We start from the raw sequence: 13,795 nt of genomic DNA on the forward strand, positions 1-13,795 counted from the left end.
GGTTTCGTTCCGTGCCCAACCTACGCAGCAGCCACCCGGGACATCGGGGTCGTGACCGCATCGAGACTTCTTTGTGACGACAAAAGGCTGCGGCCGGTGGGAGATCCCACCGGCCGCAGCCTTTGTAGTTCAGTTTGCCGCGAGCTACGCTCAGCGACGGTCGAGATCGACCAGGCCAAGCTTGACAGCCTTGACCAGGCGACGCGGCATACGCTGCGACACTCCGTTGATCTTCTCTTCCTGCAGGGTGACGTTATCCGCCTTCCACTGCGAACGACGGCTACGGGTGTTCGCCCGCGACATCCGGCGCTTCGGTACTGCCATGGTTCTCGCCTTCCTCACGTTCGGCGCGGGCATGGGTCCGGGTCTCTCCCGACCCGCCACAACCCGCTGATCGCCTGTATCCACGGCAATCCGTCCGCGGCACACAACCTGAACAGATTAACCGGCCGAGAGCCCTTGTGGCAAAACGCGTCGCAGGAACTAGTGTTGCCCGCGTGTCTGGCGTCATCTCGGGGTTCACGGTGATCTTCCTCGTCGTCGGCCTCGGATACATCCTGGGGCGGACGGGGGCTCTCGGCGACCATGCGTCGACGACACTCGCCCGCCTCGTCTTCTTCGTCTGCACCCCCGCGTTGCTCATGCATTCGCTGGCCACCAGCGACCTGTCGGTGGTGTTCTCCCCGACGCTCGCCGTCGCGTCCGTCTCCGCGCTGATGATGGGCCTGATCTACCTGATCGTGGCGCGCTTCTGGCTCAGACGGCCTATCCCCGAAGTGACGATCGGAGCACTGTCGGCGTCGTACGTGAACAGCGTCAATCTCGGACTGCCGATCGCGATCTTCGTGCTCGACGACGCCTCGTTCATCGCGCCTCTCCTGCTGTTTCAGATCGTGTTCTACTCCCCCATCGCGCTCGCGACGCTCGACCTGACGGCCCTCGACTCGGCCCATCGCGGGTCGGTGTGGAAGACCATCGCCGTCCCGCTACGCAACCCGATCCTGATCGGCGGGGTGATCGGTCTCGCATTGTCGTTGAGCGGATGGACGCCGCCGCAGGCGATTCTCGAACCCGCGGACATGCTCGGCCAGGCGTCTGTGCCGCTCGCGCTCCTGACTTTCGGCCTCACCCTGACCGGCACCACGATCTTCGCCAAGGGAGAGAGTCCCCGACGCGACGTCGCCGTGGCGTCGTTCCTCAAGGCGATCGTGATGCCCACACTCGCGTACGTCGTCGCCCGGTGGATGTTCGGCATGTCTGGACACGATCTGTTCGCCCAGGTGGTCATCGCGGCCCTGCCCACCGCGCAGAACGTGCTCGTCTACGCCACCCGGTACGGCCGCGGTGTTGTTCTGGCTCGCGACACCGCGCTGATCACCACGGTCTTGTCGATCCCGGTCATCGCACTCATCGCATTGCTGCTCGCGTAATCGAAACCGCGCCTATGGTCGCCAGCACTGCGCGGTGATCGGCGCCGGAGATCGTGTGTGTCGTCACCGCGGACGCTCCGAATCCGCGGAGGAGGACGTGATCGATGCCGACGACCGGCGGGTACCACTTGTCGGTGGGATAGGTGGGCAGCAGGCCTGCGCCCGCGAGGTCCGCTGCGTCGGCGAACCCACCGGACAGGAGTCGTCGGAACTGCGTGTGGTCGGTGGTCGCATTGAAGTCGCCGAGCGCGATCACCGGCCGTTCCGAGGGCGCCGATCCGATTGCGGCGCGCAGTCGATCGAGCTCCTCCGCCCAATCGGACGGAAAGCTGGGCGGCACCGGATGGACGGCGAACACCTGCACCTCGCCGACGTTCGGCACCGTGACGACCGCTGTCAGATTCTCCAACCCGAAGCCGTCGAGTGAGGCCGGCGCCGACAGCTCATACCTGCTGTAGATCGCGGTTCCACCGGCCAGCGTGCGAGGCCGAACGAACGAGTAGGGCAGATCCCGTGCGATCGTCGACTCGGATATCCGCTGCACCGCGTCCGGGGTCAGCTCCTCGACCGCGAGAACATCGACTTCGTTCTTCCGGACGAGAGACGCCAATTCGCTGATGTCGCCCATTCCCAACTGGATGTTCGAGGTGAGCACTGTGAGCGCCTCCCCTGTCGGCGGGTCGTCCGATACGAAGAGAGGTGCGTGCACCGCGACACCGGAGACCGCGACAACTGCGACCATCGTTCCGCCGACCCATCGTGTACGGCCGCGCAGCGCGAACACGGCGGCGGCTGCGACGACGATCGCGATCGCGAACACGTACGGCGACACCGATGCCGCCGCGATCGTCGGCACATTCCCACCCGGCCAGTACCGGATTCCGACGGCGACGAGCGCCGTTGTCAGCACGGCGACTCCGACTACGACAGAAGCTCTCCTGAGGAACATTCTCATCCGGCCATTCTGCCGAGAATCCCCGATCTGCGTCGGATCAGACAATTCCCGCGGCGCATGCAGCGCTCCGATACGCGGCCGCGAGTGTCGCGACGGTCTCGTGGGCGTTGAGTCCGCTCGGGTTGGGCAGCACCCAGATCGTCGTGTCGCCGATGTGGCGGTCCTGCTCGCCGACGGCCGCCTTCGACTCCCTGAAAGCTGATCGATAGGCGGTCACGCCGAGCACTGCCAGCACCCGTGGACGCACTCGTTCAACGGTGCGGACGAGCCTGCGACCGCCGGCCTCCAGTTCGTCGCGACTCAGGTCCGAAGCCTTCGCTGTCGCGCGCGCGACGACGTTGGTGATCCCGACACCGGCGTCTGTCAGCGCGCGGGCGTCGGCCTCGCTCATACCGGCCGATGCGTCGATGAGTCGGTCCGTGATTCCCGCGGTGTACAGCGCCGGATAGAAACGGTTGCCCGGCCGCGCGAAGTGCGCGCCGGTCGCGGCCGTCCACAGTCCCGGGTTGATGCCGGAGATCAACAATCGGCAGTCGGGTCCGATCAGGTCGGGGACGGTCGTGTCGGCGTAACTCAGAAGTTCGGAACGCGAGAAGCTCACTCACCTATCACTACCACCGTGCGGATGGTTACTCAGCGGCAACATTTCCGACTGCTTCCGCAATATTCCGAGAGCACGATGCGTTCATGAACGCCTCGATGCAGTCCTCGACGGCTCCGACTCCTGTCGCACCGTATCTCCCAACAGCCGATGCAGTGGACGAGATGTATCGACGCGACGGAAGCGTGCGTCCGCCGTACCGCGGTATCGACGGTGCTCTGCGGGCACTTGAACCGTCCGACTTACGTGCTCGCCTCGACGCCCTGCATCGGGCCTTGGCAGACCAGGGGATCACCTTCACGCTCTCCGGCACCGAACGGCCGCTTCCCCTCGATCCGATTCCCCGGATCATCGACGCGGCCGAGTGGAAGACCGTGGAACGCGGGGTCGCCCAACGCGTGAAGGCGTTGGAGAAGTTCCTCGACGACGTGTACGGAGAACAGGCGATCCTCGCCGACGGTGTGCTCCCGCGGAGACTCATCCACTCGTGTGAACACTTCCATCGGCAGGCCGCAGGAATCAGGCCGCCGAACGGAGTCCGTATCCACGTTGCGGGGATCGACCTGATCCGCGACGAGGAGGGTGAGCTCCGCGTTCTCGAAGACAATGTGCGCTCACCGTCTGGAGTCTCCTATGTGATGGAGAACAGGCGAACCATCGCGCGAATTTTCCCAGACCTGTTCTCGACCCACGCCGTGCGCGCGGTCGGCGACTACCCGCGCCATCTCCTGCGAGCTCTTCGGGCGGCGGCGCCGTCGAATGTCGCTGACCCGACCGTCGTCGTGCTCACCCCAGGCGTAGCCAACTCCGCCTATTTCGAACACTCTTTGCTGGCCCGGCAGATGGGCGTGGAACTCGTCGAAGGACGTGACCTGTTCTGTCGGGACAACGTGGTCTTCATGCGAACCACCGCGGGCGACACCCGCGTCGACGTCGTGTACCGACGCATCGACGACGACTACCTCGATCCGATGCAGTTCCGCCCCGACTCGATGCTCGGTGTGGCGGGCCTGGTCAACGCGGCGCGTGAAGGCAACGTCGTGATCTCAAGCGCCGTCGGCAACGGAGTCGCGGACGACAAGCTCATATACACCTACGTGCCCGACATCATCCGGTACTACCTAGGTGAAGAGCCCGTGTTGCGGAACGTGGAGAGCCTTCGGTGCTGGCTGCCCGAAGAACGTGAAGAAGTGATCGACCGCATCGATGAGCTCGTCGTCAAACCGGTCGAAGGCAGCGGCGGCTACGGAATCGTGTTCGGTCCGGACGCATCACCCGCCGAAAGGGAGTCCGCGATCGCGGCGATCCGGGCCAACCCGCGCGGCTGGATCGCTCAGCCGATGATCTCTCTATCGACCAACCCGACGATGATCGACGATCGACTCGCACCGCGGCACGTCGACCTTCGTCCCTTCGCCGTCAACGACGGTTCGTCGGTGTGGGTGCTTCCCGGCGGTTTGACGCGGGTCGCACTGAACGAAGGCTCCCTCGTCGTCAACTCGTCCCAGGGAGGCGGATCCAAAGACACGTGGGTCCTGGCGACCCGTCCGAAGCCGACATCTTCTGGACCAGCCGCTGTCGACGGCCAATTGGAACTCCTCCGCCCGATGCCGTCCGCTTCCGCGCCGATTGTCGCCGAACAGGAGCGCCAGCAACAGCAGTCGTCTTGTACCGGAGGTTCCCGATGATGCTCTCTCGAAACGCCGAATCGCTGTACTGGATAGGCAGGTACACCGAACGAGCTGACGACATGTCACGCATCCTCGACGTCGCCGTTCACCAACTCCTCGAGGACCCGACCACCGATGTGGAGTCCGCCGTCGAGCACGTCACCGCGGTCCTCGGCTTCACACCCGAGCTCGATCGGCAGCGGACGGTGTGGAGTCTCACCGAACAGGTCGCCTACGACCGATCGGACCCCAGGTCGATCGTGGGACTGATCGGGGCCGCCCGCGAGAACGCCCGCGGTGCGCGCGAAGTGATATCCAGCGAGATGTGGGAATGCCTGAACGCTACCTACAACGATCTCGGCGAAGCCGAACTACGGGCCAGAAGGCTCGGACCGCACGAGTTCCTCAGCTATGTCAAAGCGAGGACCGCGATGTTCGCCGGACTGACCGACGCAACCCTCAGTCACGACGACGGGTACAGCTACCTGCTCGTCGGTCGTTCGGTCGAGCGCGTCGACATGATCGTCCGGATGCTTCACGCGAGATCCGGTGGGGCGGGAGGCGCTGCGTCGTGGATGAGCGTCCTCATCGCGGCCGGCGCGCAGGACACCTTCATCCGAACACATCGCGGGAGCCTCGACGCCGAACGCGTCGTCGAGTTCATCCTGCTGGATCGACTGTTTCCACGTTCGGTGTTCCACGCTCTCCGTTCGGCGGAACTCAATCTCGCGGCACTCGACCGGACGCCGGACCGCGTAGGCGCTCAATCCAGAGCTCGGACGCTCCTGGGGCGTGCACGAAGCTCTCTCGAGTTCGTCGACGCGTCGACTCTGACCGCTGACCTGTCCGCACATCTCAGCCTTCTGCAAGACACGTGCCGTGCTGTCAGCGAGTCGATATCGGCGGAGCACTTCCACCCTGCACCCTTCGTCTCGTGGACTGACGCGAGCCTGTCTCTGGAGGTCCGATGACTGCCCGACTCCGTGTCGTCCACACCACCGGGTTCACGTACACCTCGCCCGTCGCGTCGTCGTACAACGAAGCCCGACTCACCCCTCGCACCGACTCCCATCAGAATGTCGTCGCGTCGCACATCGACACCTCACCTCCAGTCCACCAATTTCGGTACACCGACTATTGGGGGACCTTTGTCACCGCTTTCGATGTGCACACTCCGCACGATCGCCTCGAAGTGACAGGCACCACCGTCGTCGAGACCGCAGACGCCGTGCCTCGCACCGACGCGATAGATTGGACCGCGCTGCATGCGGACACCGTCGCGGGCGACTTCGACGAGATGCTCGCAGCGACCGACTACACGCCCTTCACCGATGACTTGGCCGACTTCGCACGGGGCGTCACCAGCGGTCTGACACCGGCCGACGCGGTCGTGGCCGTTGTCGCCGCCGTACACGACAAGATGACGTACTGTCCGGGGAGCACAGGGGTTTACACGACAGCTCCAGACGCATGGGACCGGCGCGCAGGTGTATGTCAGGACTACGCCCACATCACGTTGTCGATGATCCGGAGCCTGGGAATCCCTGCTCGCTACGTGTCCGGGTATCTTCTTCCCCGGTCCGACTCGGAGATCGGTGAGGCAGTAGACGGCGAGTCCCACGCTTGGATCGAGACCTGGACCGGTCAGTGGTGTGGCATCGATCCGACGAACGCGATCGAGATCGGTACCAACCATGTCGTCGTGGGCACCGGTCGTGACTACGCCGACGTCACTCCTGTCAAAGGGATCGTCACCGGCGGCGGCAGCTCAGGTCTAGACGTGAGCGTTCGCATGACTCGGCTGGCGTGACCTCATCTGGCACGACGCGCACGCAGGTAGTCACCGACGACGGCGGCGCCGAGACCGTCGAGTTCCGGCGCGACCACTCGGCCACCGATACGCCGGGCGACGCGGTCGATGAAGTTCGCCAGACCCGGATCGTCGCCGAGTCGAAAGAACGTGATCTGCGTGCCCATCCGCGACAGGTGATCGAGTTCACGGACCGTCTTACCGATGGTCTCGGGGTGCGGCGGATACCAGAAGAACGCCTCGCCGTCCGGCTCGAGATGAGCCGTCGGCTCACCGTCGGTGACGATGAGGACCACAGGCTGAGCGTTCGGGAACCGCCGCAGATGGCGGTGCGCCAGCAGGAGGGCGTGATGGAGGTTCGTGCCCTGCTCCATCCGCGGTTCCAGCCCGGTGAGTTCGTCGACAGTCGTCGACCGCGCATGCCTGCCGAACTCTATGAGATGCAGTTCGTCGGACCGGAAGCGGGTGGAGATCAGCTGGTTCAACGCGAGCGCCGTCCGCTTCATCGGCGTCCACCGGCCCTCCATGACCATGGAGAACGACGTGTCGACGAGCAGCACGACCGCGGCCTGGGTCCGGGCCTCGGTCTCAGTGACCTCGACGTCACGGACGTCGATCTGCACTCCCGAGGTAGGGTCGCTCTGCTCGGCGACCGTGCGGAGCACGGCGTTGGTGACCGTCCGCGTCACGTCCCAGGGTTCGGTGTCGCCGAACGCCCACTCCCGGGTGGCACCGGTCGGCTCACCGAGGCGGCCGGCCAGATCGGTCCGACGGTCGCCGCCGCGGGACGACAACTGCGCGGCGACGTCCTTCAGGATCGACTGCCCCAGACGGCGCATCGCCTTCGGGCTGAGCTTCATCGAACCGTCCGGGTCGCGCCGGAAGAAGCCCTGGTCCCGCAGGGCCTTCTCGAGGTCGGTGAGAGTCCGCGCGTCGACGGCGGCGTCGTCGCCGAGTTGTCGCGCGAGCGCGTCCAGGTCGATGTCCTCCATCTGCGCACCCGCGTACGACTGAGACAGCTGCTCGGCGAGTTCTTCGAGTTCGGCGATGTCCCGCAGCGCTGCCGCCCCCTCACCCATTCCCATCGACTGATCGCCGGAGAACTCCTGCGATCCACCCCAGTTCAGGTCGGGTCGGGCTTGGCGAAGAGCGTCGTCCATCTGCGACAACGCGTTCATCAACTCCGGTGAACCGAACGCCTGCTGTGAGAGCCCGGCGAGCTCGGCCTGCTGCTCCGGAGTGAGCGAGTTGAAGAACTGTTGAGCGGCGGCGGACCGCTTGGCGAGGGCGTCGATCAGTTCGTCGACGTTCCGCGGGCCTTCGGGGAAGAACTCGCCGTGCGCGTTCATGAACTGGTCGAAGTCCTGCTGCGTATCGGTCCCGTTGTTGTGCTTCGCGAGCAGCTCGTTGAGGTCGGCGAGCATGTCGGTGATCCGCTGCCGGTCCTCCGGGGTCGCGCCTTCGAGTGCCTCCTTCATTCCCGCGAACCGCTGATCGAGGGCCTCACGGCCGAGGAGGTCCGAGATCTTCTCGTAGTCGGCACGCGCCTCCGGGCTGCGCCAGTCGTAGTCCGACAACTCCTGCACGGCCTTCGCCGTCGACGCGGGAAGGTTGCCGATCTGCATCTCGGCGAACCGTGCGTCGTCGTCGAGGTCACGAGCGAGTTGTTTCCGCTCAGCCAGCACAGCGGAGTCGAGGAGTTCTCTGATCTCGTCGAACGTGCCGTCGAGATTCCGATTCTTCAACAGTTCCCGCCGACGCCGGTTCGCCTCCTCGGCGAGCCGGTCGAGACCGCGCGACGACGCCCCGCCGCGGCGCAGGAACTCGCGCATGGCTCGCTCCGGCGACACGCCCTGCATGACGTCGTCGCCGATCGCCGAGAGCGCCTCCCTCAAGTCGACCGGCGGCGCGAGCGGGTCCGGTCCGCCGGTGTAGCGACCGTATCGAGACCGGTGGAATCGGTTACGCGCCATCACGTTCGAGTTCGTCGTCGGCCACGACCGAGTACGCCGTCCGCCCCTGCTCGTCCTCGTCCTTCCCGATCCGCCTGGCCAGGAAAAGCCCTTCCAACGCGAGTTCCAGAGCGCTCGCACGTTCGGCGTCGTCGTCGGCGTCGAGGCGGGCCGCGATCTCGTCGAGGACGGCCAGGACCTCGGAGTCGTCGCCGATCGCACCGATGACCTCAACGGCAGGCACGCGGTCGCCGGTCAGGACCGGATGGCCCGCCTCGAGAGCGGCCACCAGCGGGCGCATGTCGAGCCCGCCGAGATGAGCGCGGACCACGTCGGCCACCGACTTGCGGAGCAGGTAGTCGAGGATCTCCAGTTCGCGTCCCTCCTCACCGGACTCGAACTCGATCTTGCCGCGGAGCACCTCGATCACCGACTGCAGGTCGACCGGACGAGCGACGGGCAGGTCCTCTCCGGTCACCGCGGCGCGGTGCAGTGCCGCGGCTGCGACCGTCTCTGCGGCCGCGATCGAGAATCGGGCGGACACGCCGGACCGCTGGTCGATCGACGGATGTTCACGTGCGTACCGGGTGAACCGGGCGAGCGTCTCGATCAGGTGTGTCGGGACGCTCGCGACAAGGTCGGCTTCTTGCTCGACCACGTCGATCTCGTCGTCCAGGTCGAGTGGGTAGTGGGTGCGGATCTCGGCGCCGAACCGGTCTTTGAGCGGCGTGATGATGCGACCGCGGTTCGTGTAGTCCTCCGGATTCGCGCTGGCGGTGACGAGGACATCGAGCGGCAGACGCAGGCTGTAGCCGCGCACCTGGACGTCGCGCTCCTCCATCACGTTCAGCATCGAGACCTGAATGCGTTCGGCGAGATCGGGGAGTTCGTTGATGGCGATGATGCCACGGTGCGACCGCGGGATCAGCCCGAAGTGAATGGTCTCCGGGTCGCCGAGGCTGCGCCCCGCGGCCACCTTCATCGGGTCGATGTCGCCGACGAGGTCGGCCACCGATGTGTCGGGAGTAGCGAGCTTCTCGCGGTACCGCTCGGTGCGGTGCCGCCACGCGACGGGCAACGCGTCGCCCAGTTCGTCCGACCGCCGGATCGACTCCGGCAGGATCGGCGAGAACGGATGCTCGTCCAGGTCGGAGCCGTCGATGACGGGTGTCCACTCATCGAGGAGTCCGACAAGAGTACGGAGCAGACGCGTCTTGCCCTGGCCGCGTTCGCCGAGCATGACTACGTCGTGCCCCGCGATCAGGGCCCGTTCGAGCTGCGGGATCACGGTGTCGTCGAAGCCGACGACACCCGGCCACGGGTCGTCTCCGTTGCGCAGTGCGGCGAGGAGGTTGTGCCTGATCTCGTCCCGCACATCGCGTTCGATGTGATCTGACGCGCGCAGCTCGCCGAGGGTGTGGATCTGGGGAGGATTGCTGGAATCTGCCACGTGACCCACGTTACCCGTGGTCGGTTCTCGAGGTTCGGCTCAGCCGACGGACTTCGACTCCGCGGCCCACCAGTGGCCCGATTCGTCACCGAACGGCTCGACATGGCCCTGTGGTCCCACCGGACGGTCGCCGCGAAGGGTCACGCGGTGCATGATGCGTCGCTGCGAGTAGTCGCGGTTCGCGTAGTGGGCAGTGCTCCGGTTGTCCCACAGGACCACGTCGCCGAGGCTCCAGCTGTGCCGCACGATGTGCTCGGGCTTGGTCAGATGCCCGTAGAACGCGTCGAGCAGTCCACGGCTCTCCGCCTCGGAGACGCCCGCGATGTGCGAGGTGAATCCGGGGTTCACGAACAGCGCCTTCCGTCCGGTGACCGGGTGGATTCGGACGACGGGATGCCGCACCGGACGCAGGCCGGTGACCTCTTCTCCGTCCCACACGTTGCCCTTGCCTGATCGGCGATGGCGCAGGTAGTAGCCGAACTCCCGGTTGCCGTCGTGGACGGCGACGAGTTCGTCGGCGAGCCGCTGCATCGGCGACGACAACGACGCGTATGCGGCTTCGCCGTCGGCCCAGTTGGTGTCGCCGCCGAGTTGAGGGAGCACCAGCGGACGAAGGATGGACGCGGCAGGCGGACGCGGCATGAACGTGACGTCGGTGTGCCAGACGTCTGCGAACCCGTTGTCGGTGCTGTCCAGCGAGTACACCTCGGCAGGCAGGTCGGCGCCGCTGTCCCACACCGGATGCCCGGCGGTGAGATCACCGATTCGTGCGGCGAAACGGACGTGCTGGTCGTCGTCGAGGTGCTGGTCGTTCAGCACGAGGACCTTGTGTTCGGCGAGCGCGATGCGCAGCGCGGCGATCTGGGAGTCGGACGCGGTGGCGATGTCGAAACCGGAGATTCGGGCGCCGTGTGTCGGGCCGATCGGAGTGATGTCGAACTCGACACCCGACGAGATGTTGTCGGAAGCTCGCGTCGTGGTCGGAGCGGAGCCGTTGATCGATGCGGTCATGGGAGGTTCCTTTCGGTGTCTGTGATGGTCACTGCGCGGCGGACTTGACCGCTGTCGAGATCTCTTGGCGAAGCGCAGAGAATTCAAGCGAGTCGCGGACGTGTTCCGGTTTGGCGTCGCGCGCCAGAGGCGAGGCGATGTCGGCCACCACCTGGCCCGGCCGCTTCGACAGGACGACGATGCGGGTGCCGAGGAACGCCGCCTCCTCCGCACTGTGCGTGACGAAGATCGTGGTGCGTCCGGTGGTGGCGCTGACCAGCCGGACGTCGTCTTGGAGTCGTTCACGCGTCAGTGCATCGAGTGCGGCGAACGGCTCGTCCATCAGCAGGACGGGCGTCTCGACTGCGAGGGCACGTGCGATGGCGACACGCTGCTGCTGACCGCCGGAGATCTCCCACACGCGCCGCTTCGCGGTGCCTTCGAGTCCGACTCTCGCGAGGAGTTCGTCGGCCTTGGCGTGCCGTTCGGACCGTGCGACTCCGGCGTATCCGAGTGCCAGTTCGACGTTGCCGCGAACTGTCCGCCACGGGAACAGGCGCGGCTGCTGGAACACGACTCCCGCGGTTCGACCGGCGTGTGGCGCTCTGCCATCGATGGCGACCGTGCCCTTGGTCGGCGAGTCGAACCCCGCCACCTGCCGGAGGAGCGTGGACTTCCCTGATCCGGATGCACCGACCAGGACGAGGAATTCTCCCGGCGCGATGTCCAGGTCGATCGGTCCGAGCGCGGTGATCCGGTCGGCTCCGGTTCCGAATCGGCGTTCCAGGTTTCGAATCTCGACGCGTCCGACGTCCGGTGTCGAGTCGGCGAGCACGGTCGGAGCGGGCGCTTTCCTACTTGTCAGCGAGGACATCGGGCAATCCCTTCGTGTACAGGGCGTTGCCGAACTCCTGCTCGCTCGGCGCGGTCGGAATCTGCTTCTGGTCGACGAGGAACTGCGCCGCGCTGAACAGGTTGAACGCCAGACGGCCGGGCTTACCGTCGGTGCCGAGCCATTCCGCTGATGCGATCTCCTCGGGCGTCAGGTACGTGCCCTGCTTGAGCTGCGCGGCGGCGTCCTCCTCGGTGGTTCCGAGTTGCGCGGCGATCGCCTTGGCCGCGGCTGCGGGGTCGGAGTGGATCAGGCGCAGCGCCCGCGCCTGGATCTTGCGCCAGGTGTCGACCACCTCGGGGTGATCTTTCGCGAACGACCCGGAGACCACGCCGAGGTCGAGGGTCGGCTTGCCTGCCGTTGCGATCTCGCGGCTGGTGATCAACGTCTTCCCGTCCTTGCGGAGTTCGTCGAGCGTGGGGAGCCAGGTGTACACGGCGTCGACGTCCCCCCGCTGCCACGCGGCGAGTGAGGCCTGCGGCTGCAGGTCGATGAGGTCGACCGATGCCGGGTCGACGTTCGCCTGTCGCAGTGCCGCGAGGAGCGAGTAGTGCGCGGTGGACGCGAACGCCGTCGCGACTCGCTTGCCCTTCAGGTCCGCGACGCTGTTCACGCCGCTGCCGTTGCGGGCGACGAGGGCCTCGTTGTCACCTGCGACGTCGAGCACAAACGCGACCTTGTAGTCGATGCGGAGCGGATCAGACAGTCCGCGCGCGACGGGGCTCGACCCGATTGCGCCGAAGTCGATCTTGCCTGCGACAAAAGCCGTGTTCACGTCGGCGCCGGAGTCGAACTTGGTCCATGCGATGTTGTAATCGGGCAGTGCGTCTTCGAGCCAGCGGTTGTTCTTGACGATGAGGTCGCCACTGGGGAACGACTGGTAGGCGAGCCGGATGGTCGGCTTGCTGGAGTCGGTTCCGTCGCTGATCGCGCAGGCGGACAGGCCGGCCACGGCCGCGACGGCCACCACTGCTGCGAGAAGCCTCGTCTTGAAGCTGGTCGTACTCATATCTGTCACGCCTTTCCGCGCCATGGCACTGCACGTCGTTCGATGACGCGCAGGATTCCGTCGATCACCAGTCCCGAGAGCCCGATGGCAAGGATGCCGACCAGGACCGCAGGGGTGTTGTTGTAGTTGCTGGCGTCTTTGACGACGCCTCCGATGCCCGGGATTCCGTTGAAGAGTTCGGCCGCCACCACGGAGGAGTAGGCGATGCCGACGGACAGTCGGATGCCGGTGAACGTCTCGGGCAGCGCCGACGGGATCACCACGTCACGCAGCACTTGGAGGCGATTCGCTCCGAGCGCCCTGGCCGCCTCCACGAATGCGATCGGGGTCGCGGCGACGGCAGAGGTGGTCGCGACTGCGGCCGGCGGCAGTGCCGCCAGCGCGAGCAACGTCACCTTGGGCGCCTCGTCGATGCCGAGCCAGATCACCAGCAGGAAGAAGTAGGCCAGCGGCGGCAGTGCGCGCAGGAACGTGAGCCACGGCTCCACGAGCGCACGGAACCACGGGACCACGCCCATCGAGAGGCCGAGCAGCACACCCAGGACCACACCGACGGTCACACCGAGCAGCACTCGTCGGAGAGTCATGTACAGGTGCTCCCACAGGAGATACCCGCCGTAGCCGCGGACCCCGTCGTGCGTGGTCGACATGTCGACGAACGCTTTCCAGATCGACCCGATGCTGGGGACGAACGTCGCCGACCAGATGCCGCTCGATGCGGCGACCTGCCACAGGACTGCGAACAGTGCCGCAGACAGGACGGGCAACCCGACCTTCACGAAGGCCGGATGCCGCCACAAGCCTCTCGGCTCGGTTGTCTCGTCGTCGATCGGCGACGGGGCGTCGACGTCGGTCTGTGTTGTACTCACCCGAGAAAGAATGGCTGACCGACGTGGAGCGGCCCAGCCTTGCGATCAGCGTGGTGTTAAGGACTCGCAAGCTTCCCAGGTCGCGACCTCATCACGTATGACGGCACACTCTGGAGACAACTTTGGCGACGTCTCACCCCGACAAACAGGGGAAACGCCGCCGAAGT

The 13,795-nt window shown here is 65.9% G+C and carries 13 protein-coding genes; 4 read left to right on the forward strand and 9 right to left on the reverse strand.

All coding sequences use genetic code 11. The features are described from left to right. Positions 1 to 150: 150 nt before the first annotated feature. Complete coding sequence (gene rpmF, locus WFK36_RS17440) at positions 151 to 324, reverse strand: 50S ribosomal protein L32 (protein WP_008379013.1); 174 nt, start codon at positions 322 to 324, stop codon at positions 151 to 153. Between the two features lie 173 nt (positions 325 to 497). Between rpmF and WFK36_RS17445 the strand changes: the two genes are divergently transcribed. Further along, positions 498 to 1,430, forward strand: coding sequence for an AEC family transporter (locus tag WFK36_RS17445; RefSeq protein WP_336793207.1), 933 nt, complete (start codon positions 498 to 500; stop codon positions 1,428 to 1,430). Here WFK36_RS17445 and WFK36_RS17450 read toward each other — a convergent pair. Further along, entirely contained in the window at positions 1,408 to 2,385 is a 978-nt protein-coding gene (locus tag WFK36_RS17450; protein WP_336793209.1) for an endonuclease/exonuclease/phosphatase family protein, read from the reverse strand. The genes WFK36_RS17445 and WFK36_RS17450 overlap by 23 nt on opposite strands. Positions 2,386 to 2,422: 37 nt before the next feature. Then, positions 2,423 to 2,986 carry a G/U mismatch-specific DNA glycosylase gene (mug, locus tag WFK36_RS17455; RefSeq protein WP_336793210.1) on the reverse strand — a complete coding sequence of 188 codons (564 nt, stop codon included), beginning with the start codon at positions 2,984 to 2,986 and terminating at the stop codon, positions 2,423 to 2,425. An 86-nt stretch (positions 2,987 to 3,072) separates the two neighbouring features. Here mug and WFK36_RS17460 point away from each other — a divergent pair, with 86 nt between their 5' ends. The 3 genes from WFK36_RS17460 to WFK36_RS17470 are packed head-to-tail and all read left to right on the forward strand — an operon-like array spanning position 3,073 to position 6,466. After that, entirely contained in the window at positions 3,073 to 4,674 is a 1,602-nt protein-coding gene (locus WFK36_RS17460) for a circularly permuted type 2 ATP-grasp protein (protein ID WP_419717508.1), read from the forward strand. Next, positions 4,671 to 5,627, forward strand: a complete 957-nt coding sequence (locus WFK36_RS17465; RefSeq protein ID WP_040519971.1) for an alpha-E domain-containing protein — start codon at positions 4,671 to 4,673, stop codon at positions 5,625 to 5,627. Before WFK36_RS17460 ends, WFK36_RS17465 begins: the two co-directional genes overlap by 4 nt. Continuing rightward, positions 5,624 to 6,466, forward strand: a complete 843-nt coding sequence (locus WFK36_RS17470; protein ID WP_336793211.1) for a transglutaminase family protein — start codon at positions 5,624 to 5,626, stop codon at positions 6,464 to 6,466. The genes WFK36_RS17465 and WFK36_RS17470 overlap by 4 nt, the downstream gene beginning before the upstream one ends. 2 nt (positions 6,467 to 6,468) lie before the next feature. On the opposite strand, the gene WFK36_RS17475 is transcribed toward WFK36_RS17470, so the two are convergent. Genes WFK36_RS17475 through WFK36_RS17500 form a run of 6 tightly spaced genes read right to left on the reverse strand, consistent with a single transcriptional unit; the run spans position 6,469 to position 13,589 of the window. Beyond that, entirely contained in the window at positions 6,469 to 8,439 is a 1,971-nt protein-coding gene (locus WFK36_RS17475; RefSeq protein WP_336793212.1) for a VWA domain-containing protein, read from the reverse strand. Continuing rightward, positions 8,429 to 9,868, reverse strand: a complete 1,440-nt coding sequence (locus WFK36_RS17480; RefSeq protein WP_008379027.1) for a magnesium chelatase ATPase subunit I — start codon at positions 9,866 to 9,868, stop codon at positions 8,429 to 8,431. Before WFK36_RS17480 ends, WFK36_RS17475 begins: the two co-directional genes overlap by 11 nt. A gap of 39 nt (positions 9,869 to 9,907) precedes the next feature. Further along, positions 9,908 to 10,879 (reverse strand): TauD/TfdA dioxygenase family protein, encoded by a 972-nt coding sequence (locus tag WFK36_RS17485; protein WP_008379029.1) that lies wholly within the window; start codon positions 10,877 to 10,879, stop codon positions 9,908 to 9,910. Between the two features lie 28 nt (positions 10,880 to 10,907). Beyond that, on the reverse strand, positions 10,908 to 11,732 hold the full coding sequence (locus tag WFK36_RS17490; protein WP_336793214.1) for an ABC transporter ATP-binding protein: 825 nt from the start codon (positions 11,730 to 11,732) through the stop codon (positions 10,908 to 10,910). Further along, entirely contained in the window at positions 11,713 to 12,759 is a 1,047-nt protein-coding gene (locus tag WFK36_RS17495) for a taurine ABC transporter substrate-binding protein (RefSeq protein WP_336793215.1), read from the reverse strand. The genes WFK36_RS17490 and WFK36_RS17495 overlap by 20 nt, the downstream gene beginning before the upstream one ends. A gap of 5 nt (positions 12,760 to 12,764) precedes the next feature. Further along, entirely contained in the window at positions 12,765 to 13,589 is an 825-nt protein-coding gene (locus tag WFK36_RS17500; RefSeq protein WP_419717512.1) for an ABC transporter permease, read from the reverse strand. Positions 13,590 to 13,795: the final 206 nt, after the last annotated feature.

It is taken from the genome of Gordonia malaquae (genome assembly GCF_037148075.1).
In the GTDB taxonomy this organism is placed as follows: Bacteria; Actinomycetota; Actinomycetes; order Mycobacteriales; family Mycobacteriaceae; genus Gordonia; species Gordonia malaquae.